We start from the raw sequence: 16,103 nt of genomic DNA on the forward strand, positions 1-16,103 counted from the left end.
TTCATGACTACTGCGCTGCCGCCCCGGGGTCGGGGTACGGCCACCAACCTGCACAACCGGTTTGCACCTACGCTCAGCGTGGCCGAGGACGATGGCTGGTACAAGGAAGTGCCGCCCACTCAAGGCACCGAAGTGCGTATCGAAACGGCCAAGACCATCATCACCCGCAACAACTCGCCGGACTTGCCGTTTGATCGCTCGATCAACCCTTACCGTGGTTGTGAGCATGGGTGCATCTATTGTTACGCGCGGCCCAGCCATGCCTATTGGGACATGTCCCCGGGGCTCGACTTCGAGACCCGGCTGATTGCCAAGAGCAATGCGGCCGATGTGCTGGAGCAGCAGCTGTCCAAGCCTGGCTATGTGTGCGCGCCGATCAACCTGGGCTCTAACACCGATCCGTACCAGCCTATCGAACGCGAATACAGGATCACGCGGCAAACCCTTGAAGTGCTGCTACGCTACCGTCACCCGGTGACGATCATCACCAAGGGCTCGCTGATCCTGCGTGATCTGGACCTGCTCACCGAGTTGGCCCGTCAGCGCCTGGTGGCGGTGATGATCAGCCTCACCAGCCTGGATGACGAGCTCAAACGCATCCTGGAGCCACGCGCGGCGGCGCCCAAGGCGCGGTTGCGGGCCATTCGGGTGATGCGCGACGCGGGTATTGCGGTGGGTGTGCTGTGCTCACCGATGATTCCGATGATCAACGACAGTGAGCTGGAAAACCTGCTGACCGAGGCTCATGCGGCTGGTGCGCAAAGCGCGGCGTACATGATGCTGCGCCTGCCGCTGGAAGTGGCGCCGCTGTTCGAGGAGTGGCTGGCGGCACACTACCCGCAGCGTGCGGCTCATGTGATGAGCCTGGTGCGTCAGGTACGCGGCGGTGAGGTGTATGACAGCCGCTTCGGTGTGCGCATGCCGGGTGAAGGGCCCTTTGCCGATTTGCTGGCTCAACGCTTCAGCAAGGCGATCAAGCGTTTGGGGCTGAATCGACGCGAAGGATTCAACCTGGATTGCACCGCATTCTGCCCACCGGGCAGACAGATGGCATTGTTGTAAACTGAAGAAGATGGCGGTGAATTTACCGTAGGAATAGTCGCCTTTTGACATCACTGAAACCCGCGATCTAGAGCGTTTCATTCAGTTTGAGTTAAGTTTCAGCGGTTACCTTGTTCAGCGAGTGACTGACGAGTCGGTGCCCTGGTCTGCGGTGGTTTTACAACTATTTCACTGCCCCGGCGTCGAACTGACCTGAACCCTCCCCTGCATTGATCAAGAGGATGAATCATGAGTGACAAGGATAAACAGCCGTTGGCTGCGTCGGCTTCAGCCCCTGTGGCGGAGTCCGCCGATGCAGCGCTGCAACACATCGTTGACGGTTTTTTGCATTTCCATCACGACGTCTTCCCCCAGCAGGAAGAACTCTTCAAGAAACTTGCCACGGCCCAAAGCCCGCGCGCAATGTTCATTACCTGCGCCGACTCGCGCATCGTGCCCGAGCTGATTACCCAAAGCTCCCCGGGCGACCTGTTCGTGACCCGTAACGTCGGTAACGTGGTGCCTCCCTACGGCCAAATGAACGGTGGTGTCTCCACGGCCATCGAGTATGCGGTGCTTGCCCTTGGCGTACAGCACATCATTGTGTGCGGGCACTCCGACTGCGGCGCGATGCGCGCGGTACTCAACCCAGACAGCCTGGAAAAGATGCCGACGGTCAAGGCATGGCTGCGTCACGCCGAGGTCGCCAAGACCATGGTCCATGACAACTGCGACTGCGCCAACGAAGGCGAGAGCATGGCGGTGCTGACCGAAGAAAACGTTATTGCCCAACTGCAACATTTGCGCACCCACCCTTCCGTGGCTTCGCGCATGGCCAATGGTCATTTGTTTATCCATGGCTGGATCTACAACATCGAGACCAGCGAAATTCGGGCCTACGATGCGGATAAAGCGGCGTTCAGACCGCTGAACGGCACCGAGCCGATCCCTTCAGCGACGCCTAAAGCGCGCTTCTAAAACACTTCCCTGCCGGGTAACGCGGTGGCTGCCATGGACGCAGCCAGGCTTTACCGCGCCCGGCGAATGCCTCGGGAGAGTCATCATGCGTGCTGCTCAATTGAAAGCTGTTTTGCCACGAGAGCTGCTCGCCTCGGTGGTTGTTTTTCTGGTTGCCCTGCCGCTGTGCATGGGCATTGCGATCGCATCCGGTATGCCGCCCGCCAAGGGGCTGATCACCGGGATCATCGGTGGCCTGGTGGTGGGCTGGTTGGCTGGGTCGCCGCTGCAAGTCAGCGGCCCGGCGGCTGGTTTGGCGGTACTGGTGTTCGAACTGGTGCGCCAACACGGCATGATGATGCTGGGGCCGATCCTGCTGCTGGCCGGCTTCCTGCAGCTGGTGGCCGGGCGCTTGCGCCTGGGTTGCTGGTTTCGTGTCACCGCGCCGGCGGTTGTCTACGGCATGTTGGCGGGGATCGGCGTGTTGATTGTGCTTTCGCAGATCCATGTGATGCTCGATGGGGCGCCCAAGCCATCCGGGCTGGATAACCTGGCAGGCTTCCCGGCGGCGGTGGCTGAAGCGCTTCCGACCCTGGGTGGCGGGCTCGGGTGGCAGGCCGGCCTGCTCGGTCTGTCGACCATGTTGGTCATGTACCTGTGGGACAAATTCCGCCCGCGGCAATTGCGTTTTGTGCCGGGCGCCCTGCTGGGGGTGGGGCTGGCGACCGTCACCAGCCTGGTACTGGCCCTGCAGGTCAAGCGCGTGGAGGTCCCGGAAAATCTCGCGGATGCCATTGACTGGCTGCGCCCCAGCGATCTGCTCAACCTAGCCGACCCACAGCTATTGATCGCAGCTTTCGCCGTAGCGTTTATCGCCAGCGCCGAAACCCTGCTGTCTGCCGCAGCGGTGGATCGTATGCACAGCGGCCAGCGTTCCGATTTCGATAAGGAATTGTCTGCCCAAGGTGTCGGCAACATGCTCTGCGGCCTGGTGGGTGCCCTGCCGATGACCGGCGTGATCGTGCGCAGCTCGGCCAACGTCCAGGCCGGGGCCACCACTCGGTTGTCGGCGATGTTCCATGGCCTGTGGTTGCTCGGTTTCGTGCTCTTGCTGTCGAGCGTGCTGCAAAGCATTCCGGTCGCGAGCCTGGCGGGTGTGCTGGTGTACACCGGGATCAAGCTGGTGGACGTCAAGGCGTTCAAGGCGCTGGGGCGTTACGGGCGGATGCCGATGTTCACCTATGCGGCCACGGCACTGGCGATCATCTTCACCGACTTGCTGACCGGTGTGCTGGTGGGCTTCGGACTTACGCTGCTCAAACTGGCCTTCAAGGCTTCGCGGCTGAAAGTCAGCTTGATCGACCTGCCTCAAGAGGGGGAGATGGAGCTGCGCTTGACGGGTGCGGCGACCTTTCTGAAAGTGCCGGCGCTGACTCAGGTGCTGTCGGCGGTGCCTGCGGGGACCACGTTGCATGTGCCGCTGAGTAACTTGAGTTACATCGACCACTCTTGTCTGGAATTGCTGGAGGAGTGGGGACGGGCCAATGCGGCCAAGGGCTCGACGCTGGTGATCGAGGCACGGGGATTGAAGCGCCGGCTGGAAGGCCGGGTGCGTACGACGGTGGGGATAGGATCAGCGCCTGTCTGAGCGCCAAAAAATTGTGGGAGCCGGGCTTGCCCGCGATGGCGTAGTGTCAGCCAACAAATTAGCTGACTGACCCACCACCATCGCGGGCAAGCCCGGCTCCCACATTGGATCTTTATCGGATCTGAAATTTACGCCATCTGATCCAGCGTCAGCTCAACCCCAAGCTGGCGCGACAGGCACGGCCAGCGTTTCCATGCCGCTTCTGTTTCCGGGCTTTTGAGCTGTTCGCGGTAGGCCTCGACTGACTCCAGCGCAAAACTGTCTTCGTTGAGCATTTCATCCACTGCGTGGTGTACGGCTTCATCCAATTGGTTGGCGAATGTTTCGCCGATCAATTGATGGGCAATCACGTTGGCCACGGTGGTATCCGCCGGAATCAACGGCTGGCCGAAATGCTTGATATACAGATCGTTGACCTCCTCCACCAAGCGATGGGCCAGGTAAGCTTCGTCCAGCAGGCCGTCCAGGCCTTCGTGGCCGGCCAGGATCGCGGGGGGTTGCAGGAAGAAGTGTTCGGCGATTTTCAGCACCGGCTTGATCTGGCTTTCAATTCCGGCCTCGCGGGCCACGTCATTGGCAGCGTCCAGCAAATCGGGAACCAGGTCGATGTAAGCGGTGACAAAGCGCGTCATAACGATGTTGCGATCACCGTCAGCCAGGGAAATGGCTGAGTGCAGGTGCGGCAATTGTTGTCCCAACTGAGTGGCAAGTTGGCCGGTGCTGGCTTCGTGTTGATGGGCACGGGAAATCTGCTCGCGCAATGCGGCGGTGTTCATGAAGGCTCCAGTGAAACAGGCGTAGGAAAAGGGAGAGGATAAGGTAGTTCGTTTATACGAACGCCTAAGACGCATTTGTCATAATTATTTCATGGTTATACGCAGGCGTTATATCGAAATGCCATCGTTCGTCGGATAAACGATTCCGCCGCCCATTTTACGGGGTCCGTCTGTCTGTTTCTATTCATTTGCCCCCACACATTGCGGGGTTGCTAGGGCTGTCTATACTCGATTTTGTACGCAATTAGCTGATGACGCCCAACTGCATGGCGCAGGCAAGGCTTGGCGGTTGTAAGCAGTATGGAAGCCGCTCCCTTGGCCGCAGGTGCAAACCGGCGGGATAACAAGAAACATAAAGGGGAACCCGCAATGACGCGACATCCACACGTATGGATGGGCCTCCTGTTGTGGTCGGTATTCGGCCAGGCGCACGCCGCCTGGACAACGAATATGGCGCCAGGGGCTACTGAAGTCAGTCACGCCGTGTTTGACCTGCACATGACCATTTTCTGGATCTGTGTGGTGATCGGCATCGTCGTGTTTGGCGCGATGTTCTGGTCGATGATTTTGCACCGGCGATCCACGGGCCAGGTCGCAGCCAAGTTCCACGAGAGCACCACGGTGGAAATTCTCTGGACGGTCGTGCCCCTGCTGATCCTGGTGGCCATGGCGATTCCGGCGACCAAGACCCTGATCAACATCTACGACAGCAGTGAGTCGGATATCGATATCCAGGTCACCGGCTACCAGTGGAAGTGGCACTACAAATACCTGGGCCAGGATGTGGAGTTCTTCAGCAACCTGGCCACGCCCGCCGAGCAGATTCATAACCAGGCCACCAAGGGCGAACATTACCTGTTGGAAGTCGACCAGCCGCTGGTGTTGCCGGTGGGTGCCAAGGTGCGCTTTCTGGTGACCGCCGCCGACGTGATCCACTCCTGGTGGGTGCCGGCCTTTGCGGTCAAGCGCGATGCCATCCCGGGCTTCGTCAACGAGGCCTGGACCCGTGTCGAGAAACCCGGCATCTACCGCGGCCAGTGCGCCGAGCTTTGCGGCAAGGACCACGGCTTCATGCCCATCGTGGTCGAGGTCAAGTCCAGGGCCGACTACGACACCTGGCTCGGCGAGCGCAAGGAAGAAGCGGCCAAGCTCAAGGAGTTGACCTCCAAAGAGTGGACGCTGGACGAACTGGTGGCCCGTGGCGACAAGGTCTATCACACCACCTGTGTTGCCTGTCACCAGGCTGAGGGCCAAGGTTTGCCGCCGATGTTCCCGGCGCTCAAGGGCTCGAAAATCGCTACCGGCCCCGCCGCCGATCACCTGGGCATCGTCTTCCACGGTAAGCCCGGCACCGCGATGGCAGCCTTCGGCAAACAACTCTCGGAAGTGGATATCGCCGCCGTGGTGACTTACGAGCGTAACGCCTGGGGCAATAACAAAGGCGACATGGTCACGCCCAAAGACGTGCTGGCTTTGAAACAGGCCGAAAGCAAATGACTACTTTCAACGCCAATACCCTGAATCGCCCCGCTCACTCGCTTGCAGGAGAACGGCCATGAGCACTGTGATTGACCACGGTCATGCCGACCATGCCCACGGCCCCGCCAAAGGCTTGATGCGCTGGGTGCTGACCACCAACCACAAAGACATCGGCACGATGTACCTGTGGTTTGCCTTCACCATGTTCCTGCTCGGTGGCTCGTTTGCCATGGTGATCCGCGCCGAGCTGTTTCAGCCGGGTCTGCAGATCGTGCAACCGGCGTTTTTCAACCAGATGACCACCATGCACGGCTTGATCATGGTGTTCGGCGCGGTGATGCCGGCCTTCGTCGGGCTGGCCAACTGGATGATCCCGCTGATGATCGGCGCGCCGGACATGGCCCTGCCGCGCATGAACAATTTCAGCTTCTGGCTGCTGCCGGCGGCGTTCCTGCTGCTGGTTTCCACCTTGTTCAGCCCCGGTGGCGGGCCGAACTTCGGTTGGACTTTCTATGCGCCGCTTTCCACCACCTATGCGCCGGAAAGCGTGACGTTCTTTATCTTTGCCATCCACCTGATGGGCATCAGTTCGATCATGGGCGCGATCAACGTGGTCGCCACCATCCTCAATCTGCGTGCCCCCGGCATGACCTTGATGAAAATGCCCTTGTTCGTGTGGACCTGGCTGATCACCGCGTTCCTGCTGATCGCGGTGATGCCGGTGCTGGCGGGCTGCGTGACCATGATGCTGATGGATATCCACTTCGGTACCAGCTTCTTCAGCGCGGCCGGTGGCGGTGATCCGGTGCTGTTCCAGCATGTGTTCTGGTTCTTTGGCCATCCCGAGGTGTACATCATGATTCTGCCGGCGTTTGGCGCCGTCAGCTCGATCATCCCGACCTTCTCGCGCAAGCCGCTGTTTGGCTACACCTCGATGGTCTACGCCACGGCGAGCATCGCGTTCCTGTCGTTCATCGTGTGGGCGCACCACATGTTTGTGGTGGGCATTCCGCTGGTGGGGGAATTGTTCTTCATGTACGCCACCCTGCTGATCGCCGTGCCTACGGGGGTGAAGGTATTCAACTGGGTCAGCACCATGTGGCAAGGCTCGCTGACGTTCGAGACACCGATGCTGTTTGCGGTGGCCTTCGTGATCCTGTTCACCATTGGCGGCTTCTCCGGGCTGATGCTGGCGATTGCCCCGGCGGACTTCCAGTACCACGACACCTACTTCGTGGTGGCGCACTTCCATTACGTACTGGTGCCCGGCGCGATCTTCGGGATCTTCGCTTCGGCCTACTACTGGCTGCCGAAATGGACTGGCCACATGTACGACGAAACCCTGGGCAAGTTGCATTTCTGGCTGTCTTTCGTGGGCATGAACATGGCGTTCTTCCCCATGCACTTTGTAGGGCTGGCGGGTATGCCGCGGCGGGTGCCGGACTACAACCTGCAATTCGCCGACTTCAACATGGTTTCGTCCATTGGTGCCTTTATGTTCGGCGCCACACAGATCTTCTTCCTGTTCATTGTCATCAAGTGCATCCGTGGGGGCACGCCGGCACCGGCCAAGCCCTGGGATGGCGCCGAGGGCCTGGAATGGAGCGTGCCCTCGCCTGCGCCGTATCACACCTTCACCACCCCGCCGGAGGTCAAATGAATACCTCTGTGTGTTGCGAACGCGCCCCTCCCACATTGACCGCGCCAGCCTTGGGTGGGTGTCATGTCTGACTCCGTGCCGATCAAACGCCTGGTCACCCGCCTGCTGATCCTGGTGCTGGCGATGTTCGCCTTCGGCTTCGCGCTGGTGCCGATCTACGACGTGATGTGCAAGGCCTTCGGCATCAACGGCAAGACCGCCGGGCAGTACGAGGGCGAGCAAATGGTCGACCCCTCACGTCAGGTTCGGGTGCAGTTTTTGTCCACCAACGCCATCGACATGGTCTGGGAATTTCATTCCAAGGCCGATGAGATTGTGGTCAACCCGGGGGCGGTCAACGAGATGCTGTTCGTGGCCTACAACCCCACCAATAAGCCGATGACCGCCCAGGCGATCCCGAGTATTTCCCCGGCCGAAGCGGCCATGTATTTCCACAAGACCGAATGCTTTTGCTTCACCCAGCAAGTGCTTCAGCCGGGTGAGCGTATCGAGATGCCGGTGCGTTTTATCGTCGACCGCGCGATGCCCAAGGATGTGAAGCATTTGACCCTGGCGTACACGCTGTTCGATATCACTGCGCGCCAACCGCCGGTGGCCGCGAGGACCGGGGGCTAGCTACTGTTTGCCCCCTCAATCAGGAGAGCGAATACATGTCGACTCATGATACGTACTACGTACCAGCGCAAAGCAAATGGCCGATAATTGCCACGATTGGCCTGCTGGTCACCGTGTACGGCCTGGCGGTGTGGTTCAACGACTTGAAGGCTGCGCGCCCCGAATCCCACGGGCCGTGGATCTTTTTCGTGGGCGGCCTGTTGTTGGCCTACATGCTGTTTGGCTGGTTCGGTGCGGTGATCAAGGAAAGTCGCGCCGGGCTGTACAGCGCGCAAATGGACCGCTCGTTTCGCTGGGGCATGACCTGGTTCATCTTTTCGGAGGTGATGTTCTTTATCGCGTTCTTCGGTGCACTGTTTTATGTGCGGCACATGTCGGCGCCGTGGCTGGCAGGTGAGGGCTCTAAAGGCGTTGCGCATATGCTGTGGCCGAACTTCGAGTTCGCCTGGCCCTTGCTCAATAACCCTGACCCCAAGCTCTATCCTGCGCCTGAAGGCACCATCAGCCCGTGGGGCCTGCCGTTGGTGAATACCATCCTGCTGGTGAGTTCCAGCGTGACCATCACCATCGCCCACCATGCCCTGCGTAAAGGCCATCGGGGTGCGCTGAAGATCTGGCTGGCGATCACCGTGCTGCTGGGCCTGGCGTTTCTCGGGTTCCAGGCCGAGGAGTACATCCACGCCTATAAAGAACTGGGCCTGACTCTGGGTTCAGGGGTATACGGCGCCACGTTCTTCATGCTGACGGGCTTTCACGGCGCCCACGTAACCATCGGCACCATCATTTTATTCGTGATGCTGATGCGCATCCTGCGTGGGCATTTCAACGCCGAGCACCAGTTCGGCTTCGAGGCGGCCAGTTGGTATTGGCACTTTGTGGACGTGGTGTGGATCGGGTTGTTTTTCTTTGTTTATGTGCTGTGAGGCGGATTACCAAGGCGCATGAGAGACCAGTTGGCCGCTGAAAAAGCCCCAGGCGATCAAGCCCACGGTGATCACGGCCAGTACCACACGCACGGTCAAGGCAGTGACGAGGCGGTTGGAGTTGCCCTCGTCCTTGACCAGGAAGAACAGGCCACTGAACAGGCTCACGACAGTCGCGATCAGCATCATGGCAATGGCTGCTTTGAGCATGGTCTGGCTCCAGGGCTACAGAGGGAGGGGCGATGAGATCCAGTATAGCCAGTGCCATGCAGCGCTTTCGTCCAGGTATCGCGCCGACGCTGGTGGTGCTGGTGTTGCTGCCGCTCATGGTGAGCCTGGGGTTCTGGCAACTGTCCCGTGGGCATGAAAAACAGCTGCTGGTGGAGCGTTATGCCGAGCGCCGCGCTGCCGAGCCGATCAGCAGCGCGCAGCTCAATGATATGGCCGACCCTGCCTTTCGCCGCGTCCATCTTCGCGGGCAATTAGACGCTGCGCACAGCGTATTGCTGGATAACCGTATGCGTGACGGCAAGGCGGGTGTCGAGCTGCTGCAACCCTTTCAGGACCAGGCTAGCGGCCTGTGGCTGTTGCTTAATCGCGGCTGGTTGCCGTGGCCGGACCGGCGCACGCCGCCGGCCTTCTCCACGCCTGAACAGGCATTGAATCTTGACGCCTGGGTGTACGTCGCCCCCGGCGAGACCTTCCAACTGCATGCCGACCCTGCCAGCGCGCAATGGCCACGTTTGCTCACCGCACTGCATCCCGCCGCGCTGTGGGACGAGCTGGGGCGCGGCGGCTTTGCCTACGAACTACGTGCCGAAGCGGGCCCCGGTACGTACGAAACCACCTGGCCAATCGTTGCCATGGGCCCGGAAAAACACTTGGCCTACGCCGTGCAGTGGTTCGCCATGGCACTGGCGTTGCTGGTGCTTTACCTCTACCTCGGATGGCACAACAAAAAGGAGAAGCCCCATGGGAGCGGCCATGAATCCACCCAGCACGTCTGAAACGCCGGACCGGCGCAAAGGGCGCTGGCAGCTGATTTTGATCCTCATGATGGTGATCGGTCCGATGGCGCTGGCCACCTTCATGTACAAGTTGCAGTTCTGGGTGCCGGACAGCCGCAGCTATCACGGTGAACTGATCGGCAACGGCCAGACCCGTGCCGATATCGGCGTGCAGGCCGCTGAAGGTCGTTGGCAACTGTTGGTCACCGCACCTACCGCCTGCGCCGGCGATTGCCAACAACTGGTGTACCTGGCGCGCCAACTGCAAATCAGCCTTGGCCGTGATGCGTCCCGCGCCAATCATGCCCTGGCGGCTGCGCAACCGCTGAGCACCGACTACGAGGCCAAGCTCAAGGCTGAATACCCACAACTGCAGCGCTACCCGCTGGATGTGTCGACCTTTGCCAGGAACGCCGCGGCGCCCGGCGAGGCTCAACTGTGGATCGTCGACCCCCACGGCAACCTGGTGCTGCGCTACGACGCCAAGGTCAAGGGCAAGGACTTGCTCAACGACCTGCGCCTGCTGCTGAAACTGTCGAACATCGGATAGGGGCACCGTCATGGCCAAGCCTGGATTTCGCCTCGCGCTGTTTGCCACCTTGCTGGCGCTGATCGTCGTGCTGCTCGGCGCCTATACCCGGCTGACCCACGCGGGGCTCGGCTGCCCGGACTGGCCCGGTTGCTACGGCTTTATCAGCGTGCCGCAAAGCGCAGCCCAGTTGGCCCACGCCGAACTGCATTTTCCGGATACGCCGGTAGAGGCCGATAAGGGCTGGGCAGAAATGACCCATCGCTACTTCGCCGGCACCCTGGGTCTGCTGATCGCGCTGCTGGCGGCGCGTGCGTGGAGCCATCGACGCGACCCGGGCCATCCGGTGAAGCTGCCATTGTTTGTATTGGTGGTGGTGTTCGCCCAGGCGGCCTTTGGCATGTGGACGGTGACCTTGAAGCTGTGGCCACAAGTCGTCACCGGGCACCTGTTGGGTGGTTTTGCGACCTTGAGCTTGCTGTTTTTGCTGACCCTGCGTTTATCCGGCGTGCTGCCGGCGCTGATCGTGCCCAGGCGCCTGCAATATTGGGCAACGGCGGGGCTGGTACTGGTAATCGGGCAGATCGCGCTGGGCGGTTGGGTCAGTTCCAACTACGCGGCCGTGGCCTGTGTCGACCTGCCGACCTGCCACGGCCAGTGGTGGCCGGCGGCGGATTTTGCCAATGGCTTTCACCTGACCCAGCATATCGGCCCCAATTACCTGGGCGGCCAACTTGATAGCGAGGCGCGCACGGCGATCCACCTGACCCATCGCATCGGCGCGGTACTGGTCACCTTGGTGCTATTGGGGTTGGCCTGGCAACTGCGTGCAGTGGGCATGACGCGGTTGGCGGGCTTGCTGCTGATCGCCCTGTCTGCGCAAATCTGCCTGGGTGTGAGCAATGTGGCGTTCGGCCTGCCGCTGCCGGTGGCGGTGGGTCACAACGCGGGTGGAGCGGCCTTGTTGCTGAGCCTGGTGCTGGTCAATTACCACGCCCGCACGAGCCTGGTCCGGGTTCGCGACCCACTGCCGCTGGGTTGGCGGTTTGTCCCGCGCAAACAGGTATCAGGCCTGATCACCCTTAAAGGAGAGATGCCATGGCGACCCTGATCGGCGCAGGTCACGATCGGGCAATCTGGCGTGACTATCTGGAGCTGACCAAGCCCAAAGTGGTGGTGCTGATGCTGATCACCTCGCTGGTGGGCATGTTCCTGGCCACTCGCGCTGGCGTGCCGTGGACGGTGCTGGTGTTCGGTAACCTGGGCATTGCCCTGTGTGCAGGCGGCGCGGCGGCGGTTAACCATGTGGTCGATCGGCGGATTGATGCGCTGATGGCGCGCACCCATAAGCGGCCACTGGCTGAGGGCCGTGTATCGCCCGCTGCAGCATTGGCCTTTGCGTTGTTGCTGGCGGTGGCGGGCCTGGCGCTGCTGCTGGCGTTCACCAACCCTCTGGCGGCCTGGCTGACATTGGCGTCGCTGCTCGGGTACGCGGTGATCTATACCGGCTTTCTCAAGCGAGCGACCCCGCAAAATATCGTCATCGGTGGCCTCGCCGGGGCAGCACCGCCGCTGCTGGGTTGGGTGGCCGTCACCGGGCATGTGAGTGCCGAGCCGCTGCTGTTGGTGCTGATTATCTTCGCCTGGACCCCGCCGCACTTCTGGGCCCTGGCCATTCACCGCAAAGAGGAATACGCCAAGGCCGACATCCCCATGTTGCCGGTCACCCATGGCGAGCACTACACCAAGGTGCATATCCTGCTATATACCTTCGCTTTGCTGGCGGTGAGCCTGATGCCCTATGTCATCCATATGAGTGGCGTGCTCTACCTGGCCTGCGCCCTGGTTTTGGGCGCACGCTTTCTGCAATGGGCCTGGGTGCTGTACCGTGGCACCCAGCCGCACGCGGCGATCAACACGTTCAAGTACTCTATCTGGTACTTGCTGTTGCTGTTTATCGCCCTGCTCGTAGACCACTACTTACTGTTGAACCTATGACTCGAACTCAAAAAACCGTCTTCATCCTCGTGGCCCTGGTGGCGTTGATCATGGGCCTGACCGTCAACAAAGTGCTCTCGGGCAAAGGCCAGGGTGACCCCACCGCGCTGATCGACGCCGGCATCATCCTGCTGCCGCAAAGCCGCCAGTTGCCCGCAGTGAGCATGACCAACCAGGACGGCCAGCCGGTGCTGGCCAATGAATTGAAAGGCAAGTGGAGCCTGTTGTTCTTCGGCTACACCTTCTGCCCGGATATCTGCCCGACCACCCTCGCCCAGCTGCGCCAGATCAAGAGCGAGCTGCCCAAAGAGGCTGTGGATAAGTTGCAGGTGATTTTGGTCAGCGTCGATCCGAACCGCGATACTCCGGCCCAGCTCAAGCAGTACCTGGGTTACTTCGACCCGCAATTCCAGGGCCTGACCGGCGCGAATGTTGAGGATGTGCAGAAGGTTTCGAATGCCGTGAGCATCCCCTTCATTCCGGCAGATACCAGCAAGCCGAACTACACCGTGGACCACAGCGGCAACCTGGCGCTGATCGGCCCGGACGGTACCCAGCGTGGGTTTATCCGTGCGCCGTTGAACAACCAGAAGCTGGTAGCGCAGTTACCAGGCTTGCTACAGCGCAAGTAGCAGGCAACACAAAGCAAATGTGGGAGGGGGCAAGCCCCCTCCCACATTTTGATCTCCGGTGTGTTGGAGATCGGGGCATCAGAACGCCGGCTTGATCGCGCCTTTGTACTTCTCTTCGATGAATTTTTTCACTTCAGGCGTGTGCAAAGCTGCAACCAGCTTCTTCACTGCGTCCGAATCCTTGTTGTCTTCGCGGGTCACCAGAATGTTCACATAAGGCGAGTCGCTGCCTTCGATGACCAGGGCGTCCTTGGATGGGTCCAGCTTGGCTTCCAGGGCGTAGTTGGTGTTGATCAGCGCCAGGTCGACCTGGGTCAGCACGCGTGGCAGGGTGGCGGCTTCCAGTTCGCGGAACTTAAGTTTTTTATCGTTGCCGGTGATGTCCTTGATGGTCGACAGGATGTTGGTCGGGTCCTTCAGGGTGATCAGACCGTTCTTGGCCAGCAGCAACAGCGCACGACCGCCGTTGGTGGCGTCGTTAGGGATCACCACGTTGGCGCCGTCAGGCAGGTCGGCCAGTTTCTTGTACTTGCTGGAGTAGGCACCCAGGGGTTCCAGGTGCACGCCGCCAACGCTCACCAGGTGAGTGCCCTTGGCCTTGTTGAACTCATCCAGGTACGGCTGGTGCTGGAAGAAGTTGGCGTCCAGGCGTTTTTCAGCCACTTGCACGTTTGGCTGCACGTAATCGGTGAAAACTTTGACCTGCAAATCCACACCTTCTTTGGCAAGGGCAGGCTTCACGAATTCGAGGATTTCCGCATGAGGCACCGGCGAGGCAGCGATCTTGATCGTCTCGGCATGGGCGGAAAACGCGGCAACGGCAGCGAAGGCAACCAGTAGTTTTTTCATCCAGCAAGCTCCTTGTTCGGGCATCTGCCGGCTGTTAGCCGGCAATGGCCGTTATTTTCGAGAAAAATGCACCACCAGCCTGTCGCCGACGGTTTGCAGAATTTGCACCAGGATCAACAGCATTACCACGGTGACTACCATCACATCGGTCTGGAAGCGCTGGTAACCAAAACGGATTGCCAGGTCACCCAGGCCACCAGCTCCGACTACACCGGCCATGGCCGTGTAGGAAACCAGTGTAATCGCCGTCACCGTAATCGCCGCGAAAATGCCGGGGCGCGCCTCGGGCAACAAGGCGTTGGTGATGATCTGGCGAGTGCTTGCACCCATGGATTGGGTGGCTTCGATGATGCCGCGGTCGACTTCGCGCAGGGCCGTTTCTACCAGCCGCGCAAAGAATGGCGTAGCACCTACGACCAGCGGCGGGATCGCGCCGGCAACGCCCAGCGATGTACCGGTGATCAGGACGGTGAACGGAATCATCACGATCAACAGGATGATGAACGGCAGCGAGCGCAGGATATTCACGATCAGCGACAGCAGCGCGTACAGGCCTTTTTGTTCGAACAGCTGGCGCGGGCTGGTCAGGAACAGCAGCACACCCAGAGGCAGGCCCAACAGCACGGTGAAGAACAGCGAGCCGAACAGCATGGTCATGGTGTCGCCGGTGGCGAGCCAGATTTCGGACCAGTCGATATTGGCAAAGAAGCTCAGGAAAACGTCCATCAGCGCAGGACCTCCATGTGAACGTCGGCGGCGGTGAAGCGCGCAAACGCGGCGTCCATGTCACCGCCGGTGACGGCGAGGGTCAGTTGCCCGTAAGGGATGTCTTTGATGCGGTCGATACGACCGGCCAGGATGCTGTAGTCCACGCCTGTTTCGCGAGCGACGGTACCTAGCAATGGCGCGTAGGTCGCATCGCCCTGGAACGTCAGGCGTACGATACGGCCCGGCACGTGGGCGAAGTCGTCGCGCTGCTCGCCTTCGTCAACCTGTTCGGCTTCCTGAACGAAACGCTTGGTGGTCGGATGCTTTGGGTGCAGGAACACATCGGCGACCGAACCTTGCTCGACGATCACGCCAGCGTCCATCACTGCAACTTGGTCACACACGCGGCGGATCACATCCATTTCATGGGTGATCAGCACGATGGTCAGGTTCAGTTCGCGGTTGATCTCGGCCAACAGTTGCAGGACTGACGCGGTGGTCTGTGGGTCGAGGGCGCTGGTGGCTTCGTCGCACAGCAGGATCTTTGGCTTGGTCGCCAGGGCGCGGGCAATACCGACGCGCTGTTTCTGACCGCCGGACAACTGCGCCGGGTACTTCCTGGCGTGGTCCGACAGGCCGACGCGAGCAAGCAGCTCAGCCACGCGCTGGTCGATCTCCTTGCGCGACAATTCACCGGCAAGCGTCAGTGGCAGAGCGACGTTGTCGGCCACGGTCTTGGACGCCAGCAGGTTGAAGTGCTGGAAGATCATCCCGACTTGCTGGCGCAAGCGGCGCAGGCCGTTGGCATCCAGGGCGGTGACTTCTTCACCGTCGACCGTGATCTGCCCACCGCTGGGTACTTCCAGGCGGTTGATCAGGCGCAGCAGTGTGCTTTTACCCGCACCCGAGTGGCCAATCAGGCCAAACACCTGGCCATTGGCGACGCGCAGGCTGGTGGGGTGCAGTGCGGGGATATCCTTACCGGCGACGCGGTAGGTTTTATGGACGTTTTGAAACTCGATCACGTAGCGAACCTTGTGGGGCGCATTGAAAAGGGATCAGCGGTTAGCCGGGCGCGCATTTTAGCCTGTCCATCTAGTGTTTCTTAGCATTTATTTCGTATCCATCCAGCGATTTGGCAATAACGAGACCAAAGGTCATAAAAAAGGAACGGCGCAAAACCCTGTCAGTCACTACTTAAGCAATTCGATCTCCCGGGTGCCGTGCCTGGGGTTTCGCTCAAACGAGCCGGGGACCGCTCTGGCCACTTTGACTAAGGAG

Annotated in this window: 17 protein-coding genes; 12 read left to right on the forward strand and 5 right to left on the reverse strand. The window is 60.4% G+C overall.

The genetic code is table 11. The features are described 5' to 3' along the window. Nucleotides 1-3 precede the first annotated feature (3 nt). From IH404_RS01140 to IH404_RS01150, 3 genes are all read left to right on the forward strand, one after another. Nucleotides 4-1,062: a PA0069 family radical SAM protein gene (locus IH404_RS01140; protein WP_194439676.1), complete on the forward strand. Its 1,059-nt coding sequence runs from the start codon at nt 4-6 to the stop codon at nt 1,060-1,062. Nucleotides 1,063-1,290: 228 nt separating this feature from the next. Then, on the forward strand, nt 1,291-2,019 hold the full coding sequence (locus IH404_RS01145; RefSeq protein ID WP_005783421.1) for a carbonic anhydrase: 729 nt from the start codon (nt 1,291-1,293) through the stop codon (nt 2,017-2,019). An 85-nt stretch (nt 2,020-2,104) separates the two neighbouring features. Next, nucleotides 2,105-3,646, forward strand: a complete 1,542-nt coding sequence (locus IH404_RS01150) for a SulP family inorganic anion transporter (protein WP_005783422.1) — start codon at nt 2,105-2,107, stop codon at nt 3,644-3,646. A gap of 128 nt (nt 3,647-3,774) precedes the next feature. On the opposite strand, the gene IH404_RS01155 is transcribed toward IH404_RS01150, so the two are convergent. Beyond that, the gene (locus tag IH404_RS01155) at nt 3,775-4,422 is read right to left on the reverse strand and encodes a hypothetical protein (protein WP_005783423.1); all 648 of its coding nucleotides are present in this window, start codon (nt 4,420-4,422) and stop codon (nt 3,775-3,777) included. A 369-nt stretch (nt 4,423-4,791) separates the two neighbouring features. Between IH404_RS01155 and coxB the strand changes: the two genes are divergently transcribed. The 4 genes from coxB (at nt 4,792) to IH404_RS01175 (ending at nt 9,099) form a co-directional block, all read left to right on the forward strand. Then, nucleotides 4,792-5,919, forward strand: coding sequence for a cytochrome c oxidase subunit II (gene coxB / locus IH404_RS01160; protein ID WP_005783424.1), 1,128 nt, complete (start codon nt 4,792-4,794; stop codon nt 5,917-5,919). Between the two features lie 58 nt (nt 5,920-5,977). Then, nucleotides 5,978-7,561, forward strand: coding sequence for a cytochrome c oxidase subunit I (ctaD, locus tag IH404_RS01165; RefSeq protein ID WP_005783425.1), 1,584 nt, complete (start codon nt 5,978-5,980; stop codon nt 7,559-7,561). A 63-nt stretch (nt 7,562-7,624) separates the two neighbouring features. Further along, on the forward strand, nt 7,625-8,176 hold the full coding sequence (locus tag IH404_RS01170) for a cytochrome c oxidase assembly protein (protein ID WP_078822713.1): 552 nt from the start codon (nt 7,625-7,627) through the stop codon (nt 8,174-8,176). Between the two features lie 35 nt (nt 8,177-8,211). Further along, the gene (locus IH404_RS01175) at nt 8,212-9,099 is read left to right on the forward strand and encodes a cytochrome c oxidase subunit 3 (protein ID WP_194439677.1); all 888 of its coding nucleotides are present in this window, start codon (nt 8,212-8,214) and stop codon (nt 9,097-9,099) included. Between the two features lie 6 nt (nt 9,100-9,105). On the opposite strand, the gene IH404_RS01180 is transcribed toward IH404_RS01175, so the two are convergent. Continuing rightward, entirely contained in the window at nt 9,106-9,309 is a 204-nt protein-coding gene (locus IH404_RS01180; protein ID WP_005783428.1) for a twin transmembrane helix small protein, read from the reverse strand. Nucleotides 9,310-9,341: 32 nt separating this feature from the next. Here IH404_RS01180 and IH404_RS01185 point away from each other — a divergent pair, with 32 nt between their 5' ends. The 5 genes from IH404_RS01185 to IH404_RS01205 are packed head-to-tail and all read left to right on the forward strand — an operon-like array spanning nt 9,342 to nt 13,265. Continuing rightward, nucleotides 9,342-10,106 (forward strand): SURF1 family protein, encoded by a 765-nt coding sequence (locus tag IH404_RS01185; protein WP_194439678.1) that lies wholly within the window; start codon nt 9,342-9,344, stop codon nt 10,104-10,106. Next, nucleotides 10,072-10,656, forward strand: a complete 585-nt coding sequence (locus tag IH404_RS01190) for a hypothetical protein (protein ID WP_122732793.1) — start codon at nt 10,072-10,074, stop codon at nt 10,654-10,656. Before IH404_RS01185 ends, IH404_RS01190 begins: the two co-directional genes overlap by 35 nt. A gap of 10 nt (nt 10,657-10,666) precedes the next feature. Continuing rightward, nucleotides 10,667-11,746 (forward strand): COX15/CtaA family protein, encoded by a 1,080-nt coding sequence (locus tag IH404_RS01195; RefSeq protein ID WP_005783431.1) that lies wholly within the window; start codon nt 10,667-10,669, stop codon nt 11,744-11,746. Continuing rightward, a complete protein-coding gene (cyoE, locus tag IH404_RS01200; protein WP_005783432.1) occupies nt 11,734-12,633 on the forward strand; it encodes a heme o synthase in 900 nt (299 codons plus the stop codon). Before IH404_RS01195 ends, cyoE begins: the two co-directional genes overlap by 13 nt. Beyond that, nucleotides 12,630-13,265: an SCO family protein gene (locus tag IH404_RS01205; protein ID WP_005783433.1), complete on the forward strand. Its 636-nt coding sequence runs from the start codon at nt 12,630-12,632 to the stop codon at nt 13,263-13,265. Before cyoE ends, IH404_RS01205 begins: the two co-directional genes overlap by 4 nt. Nucleotides 13,266-13,343: 78 nt before the next feature. Here IH404_RS01205 and IH404_RS01210 read toward each other — a convergent pair whose 3' ends face one another. The 3 genes from IH404_RS01210 to IH404_RS01220 are packed head-to-tail and all read right to left on the reverse strand — an operon-like array spanning nt 13,344 to nt 15,847. Beyond that, nucleotides 13,344-14,114, reverse strand: coding sequence for a MetQ/NlpA family ABC transporter substrate-binding protein (locus IH404_RS01210; protein ID WP_194439680.1), 771 nt, complete (start codon nt 14,112-14,114; stop codon nt 13,344-13,346). Between the two features lie 51 nt (nt 14,115-14,165). Next, nucleotides 14,166-14,840, reverse strand: coding sequence for a methionine ABC transporter permease (locus IH404_RS01215; RefSeq protein WP_005783435.1), 675 nt, complete (start codon nt 14,838-14,840; stop codon nt 14,166-14,168). Then, nucleotides 14,840-15,847, reverse strand: a complete 1,008-nt coding sequence (locus IH404_RS01220; protein WP_194439682.1) for a methionine ABC transporter ATP-binding protein — start codon at nt 15,845-15,847, stop codon at nt 14,840-14,842. The genes IH404_RS01215 and IH404_RS01220 overlap by 1 nt, the downstream gene beginning before the upstream one ends. Nucleotides 15,848-16,103 lie beyond the last annotated feature (256 nt).

Origin of the sequence: Pseudomonas sp. OST1909, from assembly GCF_015277575.1 — a bacterium.
Lineage (GTDB): Bacteria > Pseudomonadota > Gammaproteobacteria > Pseudomonadales > Pseudomonadaceae > Aquipseudomonas > Aquipseudomonas synxantha_A.

Excerpts from the sequence above, each read along its gene's own strand:
- coxB (WP_005783424.1), top strand. The coding sequence starts at position 4,792 with ATGACGCGACATCCACACGTATGGATGGGCCTCCTGTTGTGGTCGGTA.
- IH404_RS01145 (WP_005783421.1), top strand. The coding sequence starts at position 1,291 with ATGAGTGACAAGGATAAACAGCCGTTGGCTGCGTCGGCTTCAGCCCCT.
- IH404_RS01170 (WP_078822713.1), top strand. The coding sequence starts at position 7,625 with ATGTCTGACTCCGTGCCGATCAAACGCCTGGTCACCCGCCTGCTGATC.
- IH404_RS01210 (WP_194439680.1), bottom strand. The coding sequence starts at position 14,114 with ATGAAAAAACTACTGGTTGCCTTCGCTGCCGTTGCCGCGTTTTCCGCC.
- IH404_RS01190 (WP_122732793.1), top strand. The coding sequence starts at position 10,072 with ATGGGAGCGGCCATGAATCCACCCAGCACGTCTGAAACGCCGGACCGG.
- IH404_RS01215 (WP_005783435.1), bottom strand. The coding sequence starts at position 14,840 with ATGGACGTTTTCCTGAGCTTCTTTGCCAATATCGACTGGTCCGAAATC.
- IH404_RS01205 (WP_005783433.1), top strand. The coding sequence starts at position 12,630 with ATGACTCGAACTCAAAAAACCGTCTTCATCCTCGTGGCCCTGGTGGCG.
- cyoE (WP_005783432.1), top strand. The coding sequence starts at position 11,734 with ATGGCGACCCTGATCGGCGCAGGTCACGATCGGGCAATCTGGCGTGAC.
- IH404_RS01140 (WP_194439676.1), top strand. The coding sequence starts at position 4 with ATGACTACTGCGCTGCCGCCCCGGGGTCGGGGTACGGCCACCAACCTG.
- IH404_RS01175 (WP_194439677.1), top strand. The coding sequence starts at position 8,212 with ATGTCGACTCATGATACGTACTACGTACCAGCGCAAAGCAAATGGCCG.
- IH404_RS01195 (WP_005783431.1), top strand. The coding sequence starts at position 10,667 with ATGGCCAAGCCTGGATTTCGCCTCGCGCTGTTTGCCACCTTGCTGGCG.
- IH404_RS01150 (WP_005783422.1), top strand. The coding sequence starts at position 2,105 with ATGCGTGCTGCTCAATTGAAAGCTGTTTTGCCACGAGAGCTGCTCGCC.
- IH404_RS01185 (WP_194439678.1), top strand. The coding sequence starts at position 9,342 with ATGAGATCCAGTATAGCCAGTGCCATGCAGCGCTTTCGTCCAGGTATC.
- IH404_RS01155 (WP_005783423.1), bottom strand. The coding sequence starts at position 4,422 with ATGAACACCGCCGCATTGCGCGAGCAGATTTCCCGTGCCCATCAACAC.
- ctaD (WP_005783425.1), top strand. The coding sequence starts at position 5,978 with ATGAGCACTGTGATTGACCACGGTCATGCCGACCATGCCCACGGCCCC.
- IH404_RS01180 (WP_005783428.1), bottom strand. The coding sequence starts at position 9,309 with ATGCTCAAAGCAGCCATTGCCATGATGCTGATCGCGACTGTCGTGAGC.